This window comes from Pseudomonas syringae group sp. J248-6 (genome assembly GCF_032586995.1).
GTDB classification, from domain to species: domain Bacteria; phylum Pseudomonadota; class Gammaproteobacteria; order Pseudomonadales; family Pseudomonadaceae; genus Aquipseudomonas; species Aquipseudomonas amygdali.
The window spans coordinates 131,240-151,283 of record NZ_JAWHOP010000009.1 but is presented as its reverse complement, the minus strand read 5'-3'; the positions used below and the strand labels follow the sequence as shown (position 1 = coordinate 151,283).

Annotated in this window: 20 protein-coding genes and 1 pseudogene; 6 read left to right on the top strand and 15 right to left on the bottom strand. The window is 51.1% G+C overall.

The window, feature by feature from the left end:
- Positions 1-17: 17 nt before the first annotated feature.
- The 13 genes from RYC17_RS14205 to RYC17_RS26945 form a co-directional block, all read right to left on the bottom strand.
- Complete coding sequence (locus tag RYC17_RS14205) at positions 18-1,469, bottom strand: DUF6094 domain-containing protein (protein ID WP_316903494.1); 1,452 nt, start codon at positions 1,467-1,469, stop codon at positions 18-20.
- A 28-nt stretch (positions 1,470-1,497) separates the two neighbouring features.
- Complete coding sequence (locus tag RYC17_RS14200) at positions 1,498-2,097, bottom strand: hypothetical protein (RefSeq protein WP_016981084.1); 600 nt, start codon at positions 2,095-2,097, stop codon at positions 1,498-1,500.
- A 66-nt stretch (positions 2,098-2,163) separates the two neighbouring features.
- A complete protein-coding gene (locus RYC17_RS14195; RefSeq protein WP_316903492.1) occupies positions 2,164-2,688 on the bottom strand; it encodes a hypothetical protein in 525 nt (174 codons plus the stop codon).
- Between the two features lie 88 nt (positions 2,689-2,776).
- On the bottom strand, positions 2,777-3,388 hold the full coding sequence (locus RYC17_RS14190) for a DUF3275 family protein (RefSeq protein ID WP_010201239.1): 612 nt from the start codon (positions 3,386-3,388) through the stop codon (positions 2,777-2,779).
- Between the two features lie 95 nt (positions 3,389-3,483).
- Positions 3,484-3,819, bottom strand: coding sequence for a hypothetical protein (locus tag RYC17_RS14185; protein ID WP_004662777.1), 336 nt, complete (start codon positions 3,817-3,819; stop codon positions 3,484-3,486).
- A 704-nt stretch (positions 3,820-4,523) separates the two neighbouring features.
- Complete coding sequence (locus RYC17_RS14180) at positions 4,524-5,099, bottom strand: STY4534 family ICE replication protein (RefSeq protein ID WP_212785020.1); 576 nt, start codon at positions 5,097-5,099, stop codon at positions 4,524-4,526.
- A 95-nt stretch (positions 5,100-5,194) separates the two neighbouring features.
- Positions 5,195-5,425, bottom strand: coding sequence for a hypothetical protein (locus tag RYC17_RS14175; protein ID WP_005730111.1), 231 nt, complete (start codon positions 5,423-5,425; stop codon positions 5,195-5,197).
- A gap of 304 nt (positions 5,426-5,729) precedes the next feature.
- Complete coding sequence (locus tag RYC17_RS14170) at positions 5,730-6,098, bottom strand: hypothetical protein (RefSeq protein ID WP_212785018.1); 369 nt, start codon at positions 6,096-6,098, stop codon at positions 5,730-5,732.
- Positions 6,099-6,282: 184 nt separating this feature from the next.
- Positions 6,283-6,831: a regulator gene (locus tag RYC17_RS14165; RefSeq protein WP_212785016.1), complete on the bottom strand. Its 549-nt coding sequence runs from the start codon at positions 6,829-6,831 to the stop codon at positions 6,283-6,285.
- Positions 6,832-7,184: 353 nt separating this feature from the next.
- The gene (locus tag RYC17_RS14160) at positions 7,185-7,451 is read right to left on the bottom strand and encodes a hypothetical protein (protein WP_316903488.1); all 267 of its coding nucleotides are present in this window, start codon (positions 7,449-7,451) and stop codon (positions 7,185-7,187) included.
- Positions 7,452-8,270: 819 nt separating this feature from the next.
- Positions 8,271-10,304 carry a DNA topoisomerase III gene (locus tag RYC17_RS14155; protein WP_316903486.1) on the bottom strand — a complete coding sequence of 678 codons (2,034 nt, stop codon included), beginning with the start codon at positions 10,302-10,304 and terminating at the stop codon, positions 8,271-8,273.
- Between the two features lie 333 nt (positions 10,305-10,637).
- Positions 10,638-11,045, bottom strand: coding sequence for a GFA family protein (locus RYC17_RS26950; protein WP_410478456.1), 408 nt, complete (start codon positions 11,043-11,045; stop codon positions 10,638-10,640).
- 302 nt (positions 11,046-11,347) lie between these two features.
- Positions 11,348-11,875 (bottom strand): MarR family winged helix-turn-helix transcriptional regulator, encoded by a 528-nt coding sequence (locus RYC17_RS26945; protein ID WP_410478459.1) that lies wholly within the window; start codon positions 11,873-11,875, stop codon positions 11,348-11,350.
- Positions 11,876-12,007: 132 nt separating this feature from the next.
- On the opposite strand from RYC17_RS26945, the gene RYC17_RS14150 reads away from it, so the two are divergent.
- The 5 genes from RYC17_RS14150 (at position 12,008) to RYC17_RS14130 (ending at position 17,343) form a co-directional block, all read left to right on the top strand.
- Positions 12,008-13,408: a saccharopine dehydrogenase NADP-binding domain-containing protein gene (locus RYC17_RS14150; protein ID WP_316903484.1), complete on the top strand. Its 1,401-nt coding sequence runs from the start codon at positions 12,008-12,010 to the stop codon at positions 13,406-13,408.
- A 1-nt stretch (position 13,409) separates the two neighbouring features.
- Positions 13,410-14,495, top strand: a complete 1,086-nt coding sequence (locus tag RYC17_RS14145) for a hypothetical protein (protein ID WP_316903482.1) — start codon at positions 13,410-13,412, stop codon at positions 14,493-14,495.
- A gap of 18 nt (positions 14,496-14,513) precedes the next feature.
- Positions 14,514-15,434 (top strand): DMT family transporter, encoded by a 921-nt coding sequence (locus tag RYC17_RS14140; protein ID WP_316903480.1) that lies wholly within the window; start codon positions 14,514-14,516, stop codon positions 15,432-15,434.
- 273 nt (positions 15,435-15,707) lie between these two features.
- The gene (locus RYC17_RS14135; RefSeq protein WP_316903479.1) at positions 15,708-16,391 is read left to right on the top strand and encodes a hypothetical protein; all 684 of its coding nucleotides are present in this window, start codon (positions 15,708-15,710) and stop codon (positions 16,389-16,391) included.
- Position 16,392: 1 nt separating this feature from the next.
- On the top strand, positions 16,393-17,343 hold the full coding sequence (locus RYC17_RS14130; protein WP_316903478.1) for a tyrosine-type recombinase/integrase: 951 nt from the start codon (positions 16,393-16,395) through the stop codon (positions 17,341-17,343).
- Between the two features lie 982 nt (positions 17,344-18,325).
- On the opposite strand, the gene RYC17_RS14125 is transcribed toward RYC17_RS14130, so the two are convergent.
- Entirely contained in the window at positions 18,326-18,856 is a 531-nt protein-coding gene (locus RYC17_RS14125) for a PBECR2 nuclease fold domain-containing protein (protein WP_316903476.1), read from the bottom strand.
- A gap of 186 nt (positions 18,857-19,042) precedes the next feature.
- Positions 19,043-19,426 (bottom strand): annotated as a pseudogene (locus RYC17_RS14120) (SOS response-associated peptidase family protein); the annotation flags it as partial.
- 198 nt (positions 19,427-19,624) lie between these two features.
- Here RYC17_RS14120 and RYC17_RS14115 point away from each other — a divergent pair.
- A complete protein-coding gene (locus RYC17_RS14115; RefSeq protein ID WP_316903474.1) occupies positions 19,625-20,023 on the top strand; it encodes a DUF6173 family protein in 399 nt (132 codons plus the stop codon).
- Positions 20,024-20,044: the final 21 nt, after the last annotated feature.

Below are 20,044 nucleotides of genomic sequence, written 5' to 3'. Positions count from 1 at the left end.
GGTCTTGGTAAGGTTTGTTAGTAGTCAGATGGCAACATGACTGTTGTTACTGAACGATCAGACTCGGTAATGATCCAGAGTCTGGTCTCATCCTCTGCGTCGATGTCATACCCGGAGAACACTCGGCCATCAGCGCTCAGTGCTTGCTGGTTGCTGTCCCAGTCGTCGTTCGAAATCTCGCCCCAATCGCCCGTCGCGTGACGGCCCAGGTACTGCCTCACGTCGAGAGAGCTATTGTGAAGCAGACTTTGAACGCTGTGCGTGAGCATCACACGGCCAAGTTCAAATGAAGCGTCCTGACTACGTGCAGCAGTGTTTGAGGTAGCTGTGTGTGCAGATGGTGTTGTCGCATCCGAGCTGATGGTCAGTGCGCATCCTAGATAGGATGAGCCTGGCGTCATATCCCATGCCCGAATTCTTGGCACAAAACGATCAGTCAAGATCCGAGTCTCAAACACGTTGCCGTCCTCGTCCTCGGTGAATTCGGTCTTGGGAACCTTATCCTTGTAAGTGTCGCCCTTGAGCACCAGGACACGTCCAGAACGAGAGGTCACCACACCGGTTATGGCTCCAGCAGCAAGTGCCAGCGCCAAGTGCCACCGTGAAAGTGCCTTCACGGGCGCGCGCGGATGAGCGCCAGTCTGGCCAAAGTTCAGCGTGAAATCAGGCCATAGGCCTTTCAGACGAAGAACCTCTTCACCCAATTGATCTGGTTCAAGGGTGATTCGGTAGAAGTGTTCCAGATCATTGGCGATCGGTAGCACAGCGTATTGCTCCCATGGCCAAGAGGCCGGTAGCAGATCAGCAGCTTGCTCCCCAGATCCGATTGCCCGCAAATGCTCACGCATCGCAGCCACTTCCCGGGGTCTTGCCAGATCCTGACGGCGCACCCTGATCCCGAATATAACGACCTGTTTGAACGTCCGGTCTACCGCAGCGCAGATCCGCAGCCCGGTAAAGTGATTGGTGAGCCAGCCACACAGCTCGTCGTCCAGCACGTAGTGAGGAACGATGAATACCATCACTCCTCCGTACTGAAGCAACGGCAGTGACCTTTGGTAAAACACCTTCTCAAGTCTTCTGCGCCCGCTACCCTGGTACTGTGAAGCGCCGGAGTGGTCAGCGACCAGATCCCCGTAGGGAGGGTTGAGCCAGAGCAGTCCAAAGGACTGTCGAGAGATCATGGTGTCCATCAAGTCACCCTGCAGAACTCGGTCCAGCAACGTTTTTGAATGATCAGCGCGCTCTTTGTCGTACTCAACCGCATACGCCTCTGTTCGGTCTCGCTCCAGTCGGTGTGCGACCTCAGCCAAAGCCACTCCTTCTCCCGAACAGGGATCAAGAATCCGCATCCGTCCCGAGGACGCCGGCAACAAGGCCTGCAGAGTGCGCTCCAGAGTCAGTTCGTCAGTGGGGTAATAGCCGTTGCGTGCAAAATTACGGGCAAGCCGTGAGAACATCAAAGCCATGGTTGGCTCCTTAGACTGGTGGCGTGAACTACGCCGTAACTTCAGTGGTGAGTTTTCCTACGCGAATGAGTTCGCCCAGGACTTTTTCGAGCACGTCCAGCTGCAGCGACAAACGCCAGGCTGTCACCGAGCCAATAGCTCCCGGTAGCGGATACAACATGTTGTGCTCAGTAAGGACTTCCATCACCGGCTCACGCCAATGTGGAAGGAAAGGAAGAGGGCAAGTGTCTACGATCAGCGGCCACAACTTATCGAACGGGTCTTGGGCTTGATTGATGAGCGCGTAAGCAGAATGGTTTGCTCTATCCGGCTGCGAGCAACGCTGATCGAACAGCCATAAGTGCAGCAGGCTACCGAACAGCGTTCCGCGAAGCTGGCGAGTGGTGCGTTTTTCCAACAGATCCGTATCAGGGAACACCGGGATGCGTTGGTCATTCATGACAATGTGGAACTGGTCCAAGCCGTTCTCGGAGTTACCGAGTGTTAGCCTGGCCAGAAACTCCTGCATGGCCGTGTCGCGGCCCCAGGCTGAGATAAATATCAGGTTTCGCTGCTCGTCACAGACGCACGCGTCGACGTACAGATCCGGGCATTCTTCTATGTGAAAGAGTTGAGTGCGGTTCGGCATTAGGACCTCCAAAACAGGAGGGGAACCGCCCTGAGGGGCGGTGATGCCCCTCGGGATTCAATGTGTTTAGCGGATAAATACGGGGTTTTCGATTGCCGCCCGTGTTTGTTTTTCTGTCTCATACTGCCAGCGACCATCAACGAACGCATCGCGGTCGAAGTCGTAAACTTCAAACATGATGTTTTTGTCGCATGGGTTTAGATGGGTGCAATACAGCTCACCCTCTGAGTTCAAACCAGCGGCCCAGTGAGCCCCCAGTTTGAGTCGGTAACCCGGTCGACTCTTCAACAGCATCGTGTATATCTCTAAGATCTGATCGAAACTCAAAGGCTCAGCAGCCACGAGTTTTTTCTGATGCGGATCGAAGGTTACGGTGTTTGTTTGATATAACGGGCTTTGCCCCGCAATGAATATTTCGCATCGAAAGCGCGGTCGCATTGCTATGGCCGCGTCCGCCTGTTCTATGGTCAGTTCGAGTTCGTCGACCAGAATGTTCCAGATTTCTGCGTCAGGGGCTTCTTCGTTGTTGGTGAGTTGATCCTCAATGGTGTCCAGGATCTGTTTCTTGAGATTCATGAAAAGTGGGTGCATGTAATGCTCCTTCAGTCAGTAATGAGGAGCACCCATGAGGGAGCCCTCAGGGGAAGTGAAAATAGAAAACGCTCAGTTCTAAACAAGGTCAATCAGTGCTGAGATTCCAAATCTGCAGCTTGAAGTCAAGTTCATACCCGAGCTCGCCAAGGCGAACACATTGTTGCCGCAGACGCTTACGGTCTACAGTTGTGTCCAGCTTGACTGAACGTCCAATTGGCCAGATCGTGCCGAACAGCTCTGCATCAGCCTCATGGGCGGTGACCTGTTTCTCAGGCTCGGATCTCGTCATCCCAAACGGTGCGTCACTGTCAGCGGAAACTGATCTTCTCGACGTTGTTTGAATAGCCGGACGAGGTCTGTTTGACGACGAGCCGCTGGATGCTTCTTCGTCGAGTGGGTCAGTTTCGTTGTTGGACAGCCTGTCAGCCTCGTCGGCGCTCAGGTTAGCCACATCGTCCAAAGACATACTGTCCAGCCTGGCGCGGACTTCGACCACTAATCTGCCGCCGTTTGTGTAGTAGGAGGGACGAATTTCGGTGATCACAAAATCACCTCGATATTTGCCCTCGTGGTACTGGTCCAGCAGCGCGTCCTTGATAACGAACTCACCAATGGACGTCGAAAGTCGCCCAACGTTGAAAGCGCCGTTGCGACCGCTGATGGTGCGTATGGCCAAATAGCCGGGCAGATTGATCATGACTACTCCGGATTATCGGGCAGGCCACTTATATGGAAGCCCGAAAAAAAGCCCGAAGATTCGGGCTTGTTCGTGATTTCAGGTTGACGACTGGGTCAGAAGAGGTTGAGAGGCTGTTCAGCTCTAAGCGAAATGCAAAGGTAGGGACTGCCGTTTATGGCATCTATCCGATGAAGTCTCAGTTCGAGCCAATGACGCCCCGAGCGGTCCCCGTTGGGTAGAAAACGATAGATACCGAAGTCGATCTGAACCTCATCTGGCTGCAGATGCAGCTCGCGATAGGCTTCGAGTACGACTTCACCTAGACGAGTGCCGATCTCCGCAATGTGTGACGGTTGTTCCAAATGAACAGACTCTTTCCAAGCGGAAGGCGTCAGCACAACAGGCAGCTTCAGCAAAGTGGATGGCAAGTGATTTATGGTGATGGACATAGTAATTCTCCAGGTGCGGGCAACCACCTGGCCCGACCGGGAGGTGAATTACCCGGTCAGGTTGGTTTTCGTTCTTGAGAACGTTTGGTATGGAATCTTTGTGAGTTTATGTCAGCAATCAGGCTTTTCGGCTAGTTCCTTCCAATGCCTGAGTGTCCAGTACGAGTTTAAGAGCCCCGAACCAGCAAGTATCGGACTGTGGCTCGGATTAAAGTTGTCGATGTGATCCATGAGTACCAAGTCTTCCAACTTGTCGATGACCGCCTCCCAATGAGCGTCAGCGGTCTTATGCGGTGTAATCTCGCCTGCGACAACCAGATGATCAATACGCTCTTGCGTAAGCGCTCTGGACGCCAGAAGACCAATTTCAATGAGCAGTGGCAGTCGGTTAGGATTCTGAGACATTAGGGAGCCCGATGTGTGAGTCCCCTGTCCCTAAGGATGGGGATCCTTAGGGGGTGTGTATTAAGACTGCGTATCAAGAAGTGAAGGCAGTGATTGTGAGTGAGAGGAAAGCGGCTACCAGTCCACAGGCACCGATTTGAGTCGATAGTTGTGAGGCGAACTGTTGTCCATACTCAAAAAAACAAATGCTGAGCAGCGTAAATACGAGAACAGCGATGGCGGATTTCATGATTTCGTTACCTACGCAGTGGAGAAAAGAAAAGGCGCCTAAAGGGCGCCTTGAGTTTGTAAAATTGCTATCAAGCAGCTTGTCTTTGTCCTCGTGCTGCACGAGCCGGTTTGGCTGGTGTTTTTGCAGAGGGAGTAACAGCCGCAGGAGTAACTTTCGCTGTTGATTCAGCTGGAGCGGGTGCTTCAGATTGAATTTCAGCAGGTGTGATCAGCGCTTGGCTTTCAGAAGAGGCAGGTGCTTCTTCTTTTAGAGGTGCCTGATAAACGTATTCACCGTCAACTTTGATCCAGGCAATGTACAAGAGACGACCTTTGAGGCTGGCACTTGTTTGACCTTGCTTTGGACCACTGCTGTAAGTGAAAACATCAGCCCAGATATCACCGATACGAAAGTTCACAAGAACTTTCTTGTCTGCATCAACTGCTTCTTGGCAACGGCGAATCAGCTTATCAGCTTCAGCACCAACCACGTTGCAATCGATGTATGTGTATTCAACCGATTCTGTGCTGCCTTTGAGGGCGGCAACGGTGACAGCCATGAAAGGATTACCCTTGCGAGGCTTCACTTCACGAATGCGGTTGAGATAACCAATGCCAGTAGTGTGCAGGTCGAAGTATTTGGATTCGTTAGTAGAATTGCTCATGATGTATCTCCAGTTTTGAGTGTTCAAAGCGGAGATACACTTCGCCCAAGGGGAAAGGTATTCCCGCATGGGTGGTAGAGCGAATTTTATGACAATCAATGCATGAATCTGAATGCTGTAAGCATAATGCCTACGGCAGCAGTCAGCATGACAGCCATACGAATGGTGAGTTTCAGTTCGAGTCGGGACTCGAGCTTATCGATGTCGGCTTTGGTCGCGAGTTGCGTTTGCATATCCGACTCCAGAGCATCGACGACTGCAGCGGCGCGATCTTCCGTTACATCGATTGAAATCAATGCTTGGTAAAGCGCAAGACTGCTTTTCATGAAGGTCTCCTGCTGAGCACGAGACCAACCCGACGGGAAAGGTCCCGGTGGGGTGTGTGAATCAATGTGCATTCATCAATCAGACATCTGATCGACTGTTCGCGCTTCCGAATGCTTTGCGAACTGGGGGTTGGATTAATGCGTTGAACGCATCGTAGTCGTGAAATCCTGACTACCTCGGGCATGTTGCTGACAACGTCAGCGGTACATGGGTTTAGAATCCTTTAAGGGCGATTCGCTTGTCAACCCTCTTAATGAAAAAAAGCCCCTCAACGAATGAGGGGCTTCTCGGGGGCGGGGATAATCAAGCAATGAGCTGGTCCAACGAACCCATGACAGGGGCCTTAACTGCTGGGTCAGCATTCTGCTTTTTGGACGTCTCAGGCACCTGAGATGCGCGAGATTTACGGGCTTTCCTCACCGGTTTGGTTTGAGCCTCTTGCGTATTAGCCTCATACCAATCACGAAGATTGATCCCTTTGCGACGCACTATGGCGGGCACGCTGCAGTAGTTTTCGCACTCGTCGTGGGTCATCGCAGGTTCAGGCATTATCCTGCACTGCGCTGTTACCACATGGACTGTTGCAGGTTTTGGCTTTTGGTTGACCGCACGTATGCATTCACGCAATGCAGTGCCGACCATGACGCCAAAACGAAAGCTTGCTGTACTCATGATGTTTCTCCAGGGAATATCGCGGAGAACACCGCCCTGTAGGGGAGTGATTCCCCGCTGGGTGAGTGACGCGTTTAATGTGCATCCATCGGCATATAAATCACCGATCGTTCGCGCCTCCGGAAGCTTTGCGAACTTTAGGTTGGATCAATGCGTAGAACGCATCGTAGTCATGAGATCCTGACTACCTTTGACGGATCGTTGATAAGTTCAAGGCCTTGATACACAAAGTCTTTAGGAAAGTGCGTATTGGTCTGCTAGCCTCTAAAATTTCTTGCTGACGCCATTGTTCGTTCATAAGCTCCCATTCCTCATCACTCATTTCGAGGGCAGGATCAGTTGTTACAAAGCAATCAGCATCCATTGGTTCACATTCATCAGGGCCATAGTCCTCGTAAACCTCTTGCCCTGTGAACTCAAAACAACCGCATGGGCAGGTGTCTTCAGTAAGGCCGTGGCTGCAGATTCCATGGCTCCGATTAACTTCCCTTGCCGCCATGATTTCTGAAGGGGAACGATAATCATAGTCCGAGCGTGCATAGCTAAATGCATCTGCCGCTTCTGGCGCAAGTTCGTCATCGCCGAAAGTCTCAATCATCTGAGAGCAAAAATGCTCAAAGACCAGAGTTTCGTATGTCGGATATTCACGGCATGCTTCGCCGTAAAGTACGTCAACGCGTTTGGTGATTTCAGAATTTTGAGACGATGAGTATATAGCCGCATAATTTGACATGGTTTATCTCCGTTTAAACAGCAGAAAACGGAGACACTCCTCCCTAAGGGAAAGGCTTCCCCGAGGGTATGAAAAATAGGTCACATGTTCCGGCCAAGCCGAGTAGAGCAGAGCATTTAGTGCAAGGTAGAATATGCATCCATCGGCAATCAACACCGATCGTTCGCGCCTCCGGAAGCTTTGCGAACTTGGGGATGGATCAATGCGTGGAGCGCATCGTAGTCTTGAGATCCTGACTACCCGGGCATGTTGCTGACAACGTCAGCGGTACATGTCTTGAGAATGTGAATTCTGTGAACGCTTGTCAAGCACGAGCTGTCGGGTTTGACCACGATCAGCATGAGATGCTTGTTTCAGAGCTCTCTACGACAGTATCTTCCTTCCGCTTGAATAGGTTCGCAGGCAGCCACCACCGCATTTGTTGCATCAACCACGGACTGCAGTCGACGTGTGATCATGGGGATTTCGTCATGCTCCAAGGCTCCCCCCACCCTGAGAATTGCAGCGAGTTCTAAGGCTGCCTGAGCCGCTTGGTTTTCAACCGTTTCTGGTCTTACTGGAGACTGCTTTGATGCAAATTTAGTGATCATCCAGTCAAGCACTCCCTTCCATATACTCATGTTCATTCCTTACATTGACGAACGCAAAATACAGCGTTCCTTACTGACTTAGCCCCGCAAAAGCGAGGCGTACTTAGAGCTTGCTTTATTCATACAAATCAATAATACGTTGGAGGAATTTCACGCGAACAGGCGTTTCATCTGGCTGGAGAAGCCATGATTTTCGAAAGCTGGCTCAGTGGGAATCGTGCTGAGAGCTATCTAATTTCATGACGATAGCTCTCAGCCGATGTGTACTTTGCTACAACGTGTAAAGTTTGCCACCTGTGAGCGCTAGCTCAGCGAGGATCCCTGGGCATTGATCTCACGCATTGCTACATCGACATCACCCGGCCCATTGTCGTGGCTGGGGCCAGTTATCAAAAGGCACGCATTCGCGCACAAAGGGAGCCCGTTTTTTCACCGGTGGGCACCGGTAGCGAAAAGTGGCTACCTAGGAAGGTAACCTGGTCATCCAGCTTTGCGAGATGACCAGGTTACCTTCCGAGAGAGTCGGGAGAGTTTTAAAAAAAAGTGGACCGCAACACCAGTGCGGCCCTTAGACGACTATGCATCGAAGCTTCTGTGAACTCTGTGTGCCTATGAACCCGCTTTCACGAGTTAGACGGCTGCGTGTCTGCTACTGAACAGGGAGACACAGGGAGAATTCACAACAAGATCTGTACGCCCCTCCCGATGCTTTGCGTACTTTGGGGTAGGAGAATGAAGGCAAGGCCGACTTCTCCTGGGTGTCACTGATGACCGTCAGTGACCAGCGGGGTGGAACTGGTAATAGCGCCATTGTGGCACATCATTTGTAACCCCGCTATAACCAGCCTTTCAGCTGCTTCTGGCAGTGGCGGCTCGCGGCTTGGCTGACTTGCCCGGCGTTTTTTTCTTGCTTGTACCAATGTTCACCGTACCTTTGCATTCGGGGTAACGGGAGCACGCCCAGAAAACCCCTGAGGCTCCTTTACGTTGCGAAGTTTTCGCATTACACAGCGGACACTTGGGACCTTCGGGCACTTTGATCGACAGGGTAGTGCCCTTGTACTGGTCCACCAGCCTACTGATCCAGCTTGATTGCCTGGCGATGAAGTCATCGAGCGTAAGGGTACCTAGCTCGATCATGGTGAGCGCTTGCTCCCAGATCGCAGTGGTACCAGGGTCGGCCACGGCAGGCGGGACAGCGTCAATGAGCGAAAACGCTGCCTCAGTCGCCCGTAATGCTTTACCTTTCTTGATGAGCGAGCCTCGATCAATCAAACCCTGAATGGTAGCGGCCCGAGTTGCCTCCGTTCCAATGCCCGTGGTTTCTTTCAGCTTTTGAGCCAGCCGCGGATCCTTGACGAGCTTGGCAATGGTCTTCATTGCTTTGATCAAGGTGCCCTCTGTGTAGTGCTTGGGCGGCTCGGTTTTAAGCGCTTTAAGCTGCAGGTCTTGAATGTCGCACTGTGTGCCAATTTGTAGAACTGGCAAGGTCTGAGAGCGTCCCCCGCTTCCATCACCCTCAACGTCGGTATCATCCCCGGCCGGTGTCGAGAAGAGGATTTTCCACCCCGAGACCACTATTCGCTTGCCCACTGCATGCAGGGAAACTGCGTTGCATTCAAACGTGGCCACGGTCCGGTCGTACTCATGGGTAGGCAGGAACTGTGCAAGGAAGTGCGCGCGAATCAACTCATAGACTTTGCGTTCTTTTTCGGACATTGCTGCAAGGTTTGCTGGTTCAAGCGTAGGGATTATTCCGTGGTGGGGACCAGTGATTTTTTTGTCATTCCATGCACGGGAACGCTGCTCCGGGTCGATGAGCTGCAGTGTCTTACCAATAGCGGGATCAGTTCGGTTCAAAGCATCAAGGACTATAGGGACCTCATCCAGCATGCTCTCTGGGAGGTAACCGCAATCAGTTCTAGGATAAGTAGTCGCCTTGTGGGTTTCATAGAGTGACTGGGCAACGTCAAGAGTCTCTTGTACCCCCATCCCGAATTTGGCTGAACACACTTCCTGTAGGGTGCTCAAATCGAAAGGGAGTGGTGCGACATCCTTCTCACGCTTGGTATCAATCGAAGTAGCTGTGGCAACTTGGCTATTTTTCAGCGCAGCAAGCGCGGCAGCAGCAGCACGCTGATCAAGGCAACGCCCTTCTTCATCGACTACCGACTCATCGGCGACCCACTTCGCCAGAAACGAGTGGCCGGCAGTCCAGAGCTGAACCTCTAGACTCCAGAACGGTTTAGGCTGAAAGTCCGAAATTTCCCGGTCCCGGTCAACCACCAGCCGAAGGGTAGGGGTTTGCACACGTCCAACAGACAGCACGCCTGTGTACCCGGCCTGTCTTCCCAACAGGGTGAACAAACGAGAGAAGTTCATGCCGATCAGCCAGTCTGCCCTGGAGCGTGCGAGTGCCGAAAGGTATAGCGGATAGGTTTCTGATCCCTGTTTGACGCTGTTGAGCGCTTGCCGAATGGAGGCTTCATTCAGTGCCGAAAGCCAAAGCCTCTGGATCGGTCCACGATACCCACAATAATCGATCAGCTCGCGTGCGATCAGCTCACCTTCGCGGTCAGCATCGGTTGCTATGACGAGCTCAGTGGCCTCCTTGAGCAGTTGCTTGACGACCTTGAACTGACTGGATGTTTTCGGCTTAACGATCACTTTCCATTGCGCTGGCAGGATTGGGAGTGTGTCCAAGCTCCAGTTCTTCAGGTGCTCGCCATAAGCATCGGGAGGAGCGGTTTCCAGCAAATGTCCAATTCCCCATGTCACGGCCACACCATTGCCTTTGATGCAGCCGTCACCTCGTGTCTTGGCCCCGAGTACGGCGGCGATGTCTTTACCCTGGCTGGGTTTCTCGCACAGATACAAACGCATAAGGTCTCCGATGAGGGCTTTTAGCTCAAAGGAAGCAGGTTGACAGGGATTTGAAGATCGCACCCTCTGAAACCCTAAACGGATTGAGTACCGATTGACACAGATTCGTAAGGTCACAACTGACAGGCTATCAGCCGCGTTTGACAAGCACAGGCATTTTGTCAGCAAATGAGTAGATCAATAGAAATGCTCATGTAGGGGCAGTGTAGGAAAGCTCGCTACGCTCCTTTATGACTAGCCCTAGCGTTTGATTGCAATGAATTTAGCCGACGACTCGGGAGACAGAGGTTCGACTGACGTAAATGAACCGAAGGAAAAGAGCGTCGTCGGGTATCATCCATGGCCGTCTTTTAAGGAGTGTTTCAAGTCTGGGTCGGACACGGCCCAAGATATCTTATGAGACAGCCAAAGCTCTTCTGTGGGGCGAATCAGTTCGGGATTGTCGAGAGTGGCAGTTGTTATCTCAACAGTGCCAGGCCGTTCCTTAGGTTTATAAAGCAATGGCGTCCCGCAGACTGGACAGAATGCCCTTTCTGCGACAGCAGATGATTTGAAGATCTGGGGTGCTGTGCCGCGGATCTCCAGCTGTATATCGTTTCCTGTGAACCAGGCGACCGACGCAGAACCGCTAGCGAGTCTACAGCTACGGCAGAAGCAAAGCGAGCTTGATAGAGGTGTTCCTGAGAACGTGTACCGGACGGCTCCACATAGGCAACCACCTTTAAGTATTACCTCATTCATGTCGGTCTGTTCCCCTATTTGCTATATTTGTAGACAATCTCCTCGGATCATCACATTGTAGCCAAATTACTATACTTTGAAATGGTCTCAGGCATATCGAATAGCTTCTTTTTCACTTACCTCTGACATGAAGCAAGATGCAGAGCTCCATCACAATGCTGCTGGAGCGGAGGATTGTTAGTAAGCGTATGCAACGCTGACAGCAGCATAAGGTATTACTATCCCCCTAGCCTCGTGCAGCGGGCGATCGCAGTGTGCAAATTCTGGTGTCAAGTTCGAAAATAGCTCGCCCATCCTCGATACTAGATTTCAGGGCCAGTCATGGCGCCTGGCATGGTCAAATAACGTCGTTCAACAGGGCAAACATCAAGGTCGCAAGCGTTTTCATCACACTGCCTACAAATGTGTTCGCATCGTCCTAAATCCGTTGAAACACCCTCAAGAAGTCGATTTACTAAATCTAGAAGCACGTAAGCTTCGTCTGGTTTCAACGAGCTTAATACTCTTTCAACAGCAGCCTGGCGAGCTTTAAGAGTTCTACTAACAATCTCATGCCCGCTATCTGAGAGGCTGAGCAGCACAGCGCGTTTGTCCCTTCCAGACTGGCGGAGCACGTACCCGCTCCTTTCGAGCCTATCAACCAATCTGACGGTCGATGAATGTGCAAGCTTCAGCTGTCTTGCCAGTGTATCGATCTTCAGAGCCTGCTTCTGGGCAAGCAAAATGAGTGCATGTGCATCTGAACCCTGGACCGGGAGCTCATCTCGGAATGAGTCATCGATCAGGTCGGTGACCGTTAGGGCAAGGGCTCCGAATCGATTACCTAGCATCCCGAGCACGGTGTCAAACGCGATAGGTTGAACTGTCATGTGACCTCTGTTAGCTTTGTATGCATGCATCATGCATATTTCATTTGGCGCAGCCACCATACCACATAGATCTAAGCACAGGAGTACGGAAGCATGCAGTCCATCACACAAATAGTGATTGTAGGGTTCGGTAACGTAGGACAAGGCCTTCTTCCCCTACTCAGGGGCTGCTTCACTTGCCCTATAATCATATTCGACAAAGCTGATAGTGATGGTCGAAAAAGTATTGCCAGTGATTACAATGCGGACTTTATCAAGAAGGCAATCTCAGCTGAAAACTATATTAGTGTTCTCAGTCCTGTTTTGATAGAGAAGGCTTTTTTACTGAATCTTGCTGTTTCAGTGTCAACATTGGATTTGATCGCGGTGGCACAAAGTAAAAAGACGTTTTACCTGGATAGTTGTATCGAGCCTTGGGAGTATAAAAAGTCTCATGGGAAAATAGATACGAGTAATTATGCTCTTCGGGAACAGGTGTTGGCCCGCCGGAGTAAGCAGAAGCATCTTGCCCTTCCTACCGCTATCGTGGCACATGGTGCAAATCCCGGCTTCGTGTCTGTGCTTGTAAAAAAAGCACTCCTCGATATGGCAGGAGAAAAAGGGATGATTACTAGCCCCAAGTGTCAGCAAGAGTGGGGGGCATTGGCTAGAGAACTAGACGTTAAGGTTATACAAATTTCAGAACGTGATACCCAGGTCAGCTATATTCCAAGACAGAAAGGTGAGTTCAATTGCACTTGGTCAGTCGACGGTTTTATCACGGAAGCTCTTCAGCCGAGTGAGTTAGGGTGGGGTTCCCATGAGCCTATAATGCCCGATGGCGCTGTGGCACAGTCATATGGATCAAGGTGCGGAATTGAATTAAGTGAGACGGGTCGTGAAGTTAGGGTTAAGTCTTGGAGCCCTAATGCTTTGGATTTTGAAGGGTTCCTCCTCACGCACAACGAGTCTCTATCTATAGCAGATTATCTTACGGTTAAGGATCATTCCGGTCTGCTATACAGACCAACTTGTTACTATGCTTATCACCCATGCGATGCCGGAGTTAGTTCATTGCAGTTGCTCGAAAACGGCGACGAAAATCTTGTTCAGTCAAAACGGGTCATAAAAGAGGATGTTGTTGCCGGACTGGATGAGCTCGGCGTTTTTATTATAAGCGGCATTCACGGAGGATATTGGCTGGGTTCAAATCTTTCTATTGGAAGGACCAGAAAAATTGCTGAGCATAACAACGCTACCAGTCTTCAAGTTGTATCGAGCATTCTTGCGGCCATGAAGTGGGCGGCTGAAAATCCCGACAGAGGAATTGTTGAGTCCGACGAATTGGATTGGGAGTTTCTGTATGAGCACACTAAATATTTTTGGGAGCCTATCGTAAGTAAGTTTGTTAATTGGCTTCCTTGTTCTGAAGGCACTGATCATCGATTTTCAGACTACCTGGTTAATACTCCGGTAGAGCAGTCTGGTGCAATGGAATTGACAAGGGGTATATAAGATGGTTGTTGGTTTTCAAGGCCCATCGCTCAGCGATATCGTGAATCGGCTAGAACTTTATCCAAATGGGAAATCCATTGGCCCCGATATCGATATAGCCAATGAAGAGATCTTGTCCGTACAAAATCATGATCTTATAGAAAAGGCTTTCCGAAAATGGGCTGCGAGGTTTCAGCCTTGCCTATTCGGGCGAATTGGATCGCGATCAGCTAATGGGGTGTCATATGACTTTGTTACTATCGATGAGCATGATATTGAGTGCGGAGATATACACCTTATTAATACAATCCAAGATGCCAGAAGGGGGTGGAAGAAGCGTGCTCTTGATGGAGGAGCTAGTGCCCTACTAATATTTTTTAAGCACACTGCCTTAGCACGCGCGAAACCCGGGCCCCAAATTTTAGAGGTTTGTCAAAAGGTCAGTAATTTGTATCTCTTGGAGCACTCGCCCGTAGCTTCCGATGTTATATATACAGAGGCAATCCCGTTACGAATCGGTGACGACATCAATCTCTTTAAGGCAGGTGTAAACGTTTTTTATGGTGGTGCCCATCAGACGCTGAATCACGATCGGCGAATTCCGGGTGGTGTTTTGATTTCAGTTAACTCACCTGGTCATTTGGCTAGCGCTCTTGTTATGAATGGCCATCAGCCAGGAATAAACGAGGCTGTTCGTTTTGTCTACGAGACTGCAATGCATTCTGTTGGAAATGGAGGGCAGAGTTGGGGTGGCGGTAGTTCCACATGGCACAATTCGCTCAGGCCAAATGAGGTTCGAGCTTCAACCTTATCATTACGTAAATGCCCCCACCACATTCCAGAAGACTATAGTGGATCTAGCTATAGCGCCATGTATCATACGGATGTTCTTATTCCGCATAACGTCACAGTAGCTGGTCCTGAGGAAAGTGATGCGCAGAAAGCGGAAGTATGGAAATGGCTATCTATGGATTACATATCCCATGATGAGGTGAATGGCGATTCAATGGATGAGTGGTTTGCACCCGAAAAAATAAATGAAGAGGCGATCTATCACAATCCTTGGAAGCCTTTGCGTGCCGTTAACAGTAAAGATTTTATATATTGAAGAAGAGGTGGGGCGAAATTGGATACGTTCAGAACAAGACGCTTGAAAGGGGTGGGGGCGGCATTATTAGCTGCCTTATGCTGGGGTAGTTCGACAGTAATGTCTAAAGGTGCCTTGGAAGGGTTTTCGCCAGTGCTTCTACTTAATGTTCAACTTGTCAGTAGTCTTGTATTTTTATGGGGGATAATAATTGTTCTTCGTATTGATAAAAATTCGAGCGCTGACATACGGAAGGTTGCATATCTAGGATTTTTGGAGCCAGGTATTGCCTACTTTCTCGGCTTAATTGGGCTGACGTGGATCGCGGCAGGAACCGCGAGCTTGATACAAGCCACTGAAGCCTTGATGATTGCTTTTCTTTGTGCGTTTTTATTCAAGGAGCGTCTTTCTATACAATTTCTCTTGCTGTCAAGTACGGCTTTGTTTGGTTTGGTAATAGTTCTAGGCGACGGTGGGTTTTCTGTTGGTAGCATGGAGCCATTGGGTCAGTTATTAGTGTTTGGCGGAACGCTTTCCGCTGCTATTTATGTAGTTTTGTCTAGTAAAGTGTCAGGCTCTATAAATCCATTGGTGATGGTTGCATACCAGCAGGTTGCTGCAATGGTGTTGGCATTGGGGGCCTTATTGTTTAGTGGGATTTTTGGCGAGATAAAGCTCCCTCACACTGATGCAATGCAGTGGATATTAGCTATTGTCTCCGGCGTAATTCAATATGCAGTTGCTTTTGCGCTTTATTTCTATGCAACCCGATTCATTAGTGCTTCATCCGCAGGGGCTTTCCTATGTATGGTTCCTGTATTTGGTGTTGCCGGGGGCTGTGTATTTCTGGGTGAAAACATCAGCACTTTTCAGTTGTGTGGTGGAGCTTTGACGTTGGTTGCTATTTCGATCATGTCCATATTTTTTATGCCGGAAACTGAGGAGAGTTTGCACCACTAAAAAGTGTAAAATTTTTCGGAAGATCTTGCTTGAAGTTCTAAGCGAAACAGCATGGCAAGCAAAATCAATGAGGTATTGCAAGCATGCAGTCAGGAAATAACATGAAGCCCAGCTTTATGGGCTAGGTTTCATCCGCGTCGCCTTTGCATAGGCTGACAGATAAAGATGAGTATCGTGGTCACATTTCGATCGCTATGCCGCAACCCTTAAACCTACCTGATAGCAAAGAGCTGATAAAATAGGTTATCACCACTTTTGGGCGAGGAGCTGTCGGTGGATATTCCAGAGCTGACCAAGATCGATTACATCACTCGCGTTGACTCCTTGGTTGAGACCTATGCCGAAATCGCCGAGCAAGCATTCGGGTGTTTTCTGGATGAGGCCATCGATCCGGATGCCCTGGCGGGCTACAGCGGTTTCGACGATCCCAATGGAATGATGGAACAATATGAACGACGCCGAGCCGCCGGCATTAAGACCATCGTGTTTGCCGCAATGGCCATCGAGGCGGCGGCATTTGAATACGCGGCGATGAGCCTGGGTGACCAAATGGCCAAAAAGCTCGATAAGATGGACCTTGAGGGCAAATGGATGATTGCGACCCGCCTGGCTTGTGGACAGTCGTTTCAGATCAATAGTCCCGCCATCAATGGCCTCAACAGCCTGGTAAGCGCGCGCAATGCTTTGGTGCATCACAAGTCCAGCCCGCGTGACAGCGCGGGAAAGTCCGTGGTGAAAATGATGAAGCGATGGGCCGACTTTGAAAAAGACCAGGTACCTAACGCCTTCAAGACCTTGGTGCTGCTCTCGCTTGAACTGGATGCGCTACCAAACAGTATTATTGGAACCTTCCCTTGGTACGGAAAGCCGCCGTTCCAGGACTTCCCACGTCATCCTGGCGTCATGGCAGTCATTGAGCGTTGCCGCACGATTCACAGTGGTGCGAATGGAGGTTGAGGTGTCTGATCTGATCATTACCAGTGAACGTCGGCTTACAGCTGTCGAGTTCCAGCAGTTGGCCAGTGTGCCAGCGGCGGCGGAGTGGTTCGCCAATATCGACAACCCTCGCACGCGTCGTGCGTACCAGAATGACTTGCAGGACTTCTGCAGCTTTGTCGGTCTGGCCAGCTCCGAGGAATTCCGCGCTGTGACCCGCTCTCACGTTTTAGCCTGGCGTGCACAGTTGGAGCTGCGTGGCCTGGCCGGTGCCACGATCCGTCGCAAACTGGCGGCGCTGGCCAGCTTGTTCGATCACCTCCTGGAGAACAACGCAGTCGCCGGCGGCAATCCCGTGCATGGCGTCAAACGGCCACGTGTCGAGAGCAATGAAGGCAAGACACCGGCCCTTGGTGATCACCAGGCCAAGCAGCTGCTCGATGCTCCGGACACTGAAACGCTCAAGGGGCTGCGCGACCGGGCAATTCTGGCCGTTTTGCTGTACCACGGCCTGCGTCGGGAGGAAGCGGCGCAACTAAAGACCGTCGACCTGCAGGAACGTCGAGGCATAAAGCATCTTCGAGTGCATGGGAAGGGGAGCAAAATCCGCTTTCTGCCTCTACACCCAGTGGCCGCCGAGCGCATCTATGCCTACCTAGAACAGGATGTTGAACGTGCAACTGCTCCAGGTCCGCTGTTTCGCTCGATGCGTGGTACCACCACCGGTGCCGGTATCACTGCGAATGGTCTTTACACCATTGTTGCGCAGTGGGCACGCGTGGCAGGCATCGAGGTCGAGCGATTGGGTGTGCATGGTTTGCGAGCAACAGCGGCAACCAATGCGCTGGAGCATGATGCGGATATCGCCAAGGTGCAGATGTGGCTGGGCCATGCCAACATCAGTACCACGCGGCTATACGATAGGCGCGGCCAGCGTCCAGAGGATTCGCCGACTTTCAAAGTGAAGTACTGAGACTAGCGCTAGCGAAAGGTTCGGTTACTGTCTTGATGGCTCAGTGCATTGACCGCTCGTCGGAAAAAAGCATTCGACGATTAGTTGACAACAGATACCCTAGCAACACTTACCAAAAAACTGCGAAAACGAACTCCCCGGCCACCGACGAACGGTGAGGCTCAATGATTCTGAGGGGTACAGTGGGGAATACTTTTAATGCATATCATCCCACGATGTACCTTTTGCAAATTTTTACTCAGAAACGACGAGGCCCGCAAACTGCGGGCCTCACGGCGTTTTGGCCTCATCCACACGTAGCGCTCAGCGAACTTCTTCCTTCGTTGCAAAGCGATTGGTAACATGCAGGGCAAGACGAAACGCAATACTTCTTTTGACTTGGCGGTTAAAGGGTATTGCGGGATGACACTGCCGTCAACTTTAAGGCTTTGTGCTGTCCGCCTCGTTGATACCCTCGCTCGATCTGGGCGAGCCCTTTAACGCATGAGGTTTACTCTATGAAAGCAGTTTTCGAACGGTTTCTGCCGTCTGAACTGATTCGCGCGCTCCAAGCGGCTTACTGGTCTATTCGCTTGTATCGCGTGATACAGGAATTCTAAGGACTAGCCGCACCAGAGAAGAAACGGGGGCCTTAGCTCCCGTTTTTGACTCTCCAAAACAACGGCTAGCAGTTACCTGGTACTGCCATAGGCCCAATCAAGGGCAGGTGGTGCAGGGAAATTCCTATCATCAAGGGTCACTGGAAGTCCCGGAATATCACGGCCATTCATCAAATTTGGTTGACACACGTGTCACCTTGTATATGATTGCAAGTGAGCGCGAAACCAGTGGCCTTCAGCGGCAATGACTGGCGTAGGAACCCCGGCGATGGCTGAACATCGGCGTAGGGTGAGACCTCCACACCCCTGCTTGAGGGTGTGTATATGAATATCAAGCTTCAAATTTGAGGGTTACTTTCACAAGTAGCCCTTTTTCTTTGCTTTCAAAAAAGCGTGTAGCGCTTGTACACCAGCTCGCCATGACGATGCTTGTTGAGCGATTTGGCGTCCGTGTGCATAAAATTCCAGAGCATCTGGCCCTCGATGAACACAACGCTTACGAGCATTTGCCGCTTAGACTCATACGCACCAATGAAAGCCAGACGGTCAGTGTCATCCGTGAAAGCCACTTTCCAGACCTCTAGCGGCCCAGTGAGAGTGTCTAAAGCCAATCTTACGTAGCGCTCACGGGCATCCAGTCGTTTTTCGACGATGTGGTAGATGCTGCTGCGCAGGATAGTTACATCCCCCATAGGCGTGATGACGGTTATGGACAGAATCGCAGAGTCGATGAACCCCAGATGCTGAGCTGTCACCTCAATGGCGTCTTCATGGCTGGACGCCGCAGTGACTTCCTCAAGAGCATGAGTACGCAGCTCACGCGCCAAGGTACGCAGGTCAGGAAGATTGCTATCAACCCACGTAGGCTGGCCTTTTACTTCAGAAATTTTGGGTAGGAGAGTGTCCGTGCTCAAACGTCGTCGCTCAATCTTGGCGGTTGTTAGGTCGTCATTGTGCCATGTCTAGAGAAAGACAGTAGTGATGCCGAGCCTGGCGGTAGAGGTTCAATTCAGCGAGCGGAGTTCCCTCGATATTCAGGTTGCCCGTGACAGCCAGCGCGACAAGTCAGCCTGTCCGTCACCAGCTCCAGGTAAGGCTCATCACATGTCCACAATCAGCCGATCTGCCGGGTACTGGTTCATAAACGCCGCGGTCTGCTCTGGCCGTGCAGTCAACCAGTCCGCATACGAGCCCTTGGGCAAAATCACTACCATGCGCTTTTCATCCTTAGGCTTGTGGTACGCCTTCATGAAGTCGTGATCATCTGCATTCACGGTCAGCATGGTGTAGCTGTGCAGGGTCTGGTCGGTGTACGGATCGCGCCACTTCTCCCACAGCCCAGCAATGCCCAGCAGCTCGCCGTCTGCACGGGCTATACGCGTGGCTATTGCCTTGCCTGATCGCCAGTCCGGCTCGTAAATGGCCACCGCTGGGATAATGTAATGTTGCGCCTGGCGCCATGCATGTCGGAACGACGGTTTCTCGGGCTATACGACCGGCGCGGCCAACGGCCTAAGGATTCACCCACATTCAAAGTGAAATATTGATTTGTAAATTCAGCTGCGTGAGCCTTTCGGTAAGCGGCCTTCATCAAGGGCGACGCAGGGCGGCATTATGGAGAATTTCGCAGACGCACCTTGGTTCGACTAGAGTGGTCCTAAACCACCAAAAAGGACCTTCCAATGGCACCTACTTTCGATCTCGGCTTTGGATACAACGCACCCTATCTCCCGCCTGTCCCGATTGATCACAATCACGCTAGTGAGTTCTACTGGCGCCTCCTCGATTGGATCAATACCTTTCACAGGGAGCTCGAGGACGAGTACGAGGTTGGAGGCCAGCTGGTCACTTTTGGTGGAGAAGTTACGTTTTCATTCACTGATTTAACATACTGGAATCCATCTTTGATTGGATTTTACGGCAATAAATCCGACGGTTCTCCAGTGAAGCTCATCCAGCATGTGAGCCAAATCAATGTGTTGCTAGTTCGCCAACGACGCGCTCGTCCAGAAGAGCCTAAGCGGCCGATTGGGTTTGCCAGTTGGGAAGATTACGACAAAGAGGTAGCTGGAAGGGGGTGAGCTAGGTTAACCCGTGGTAAC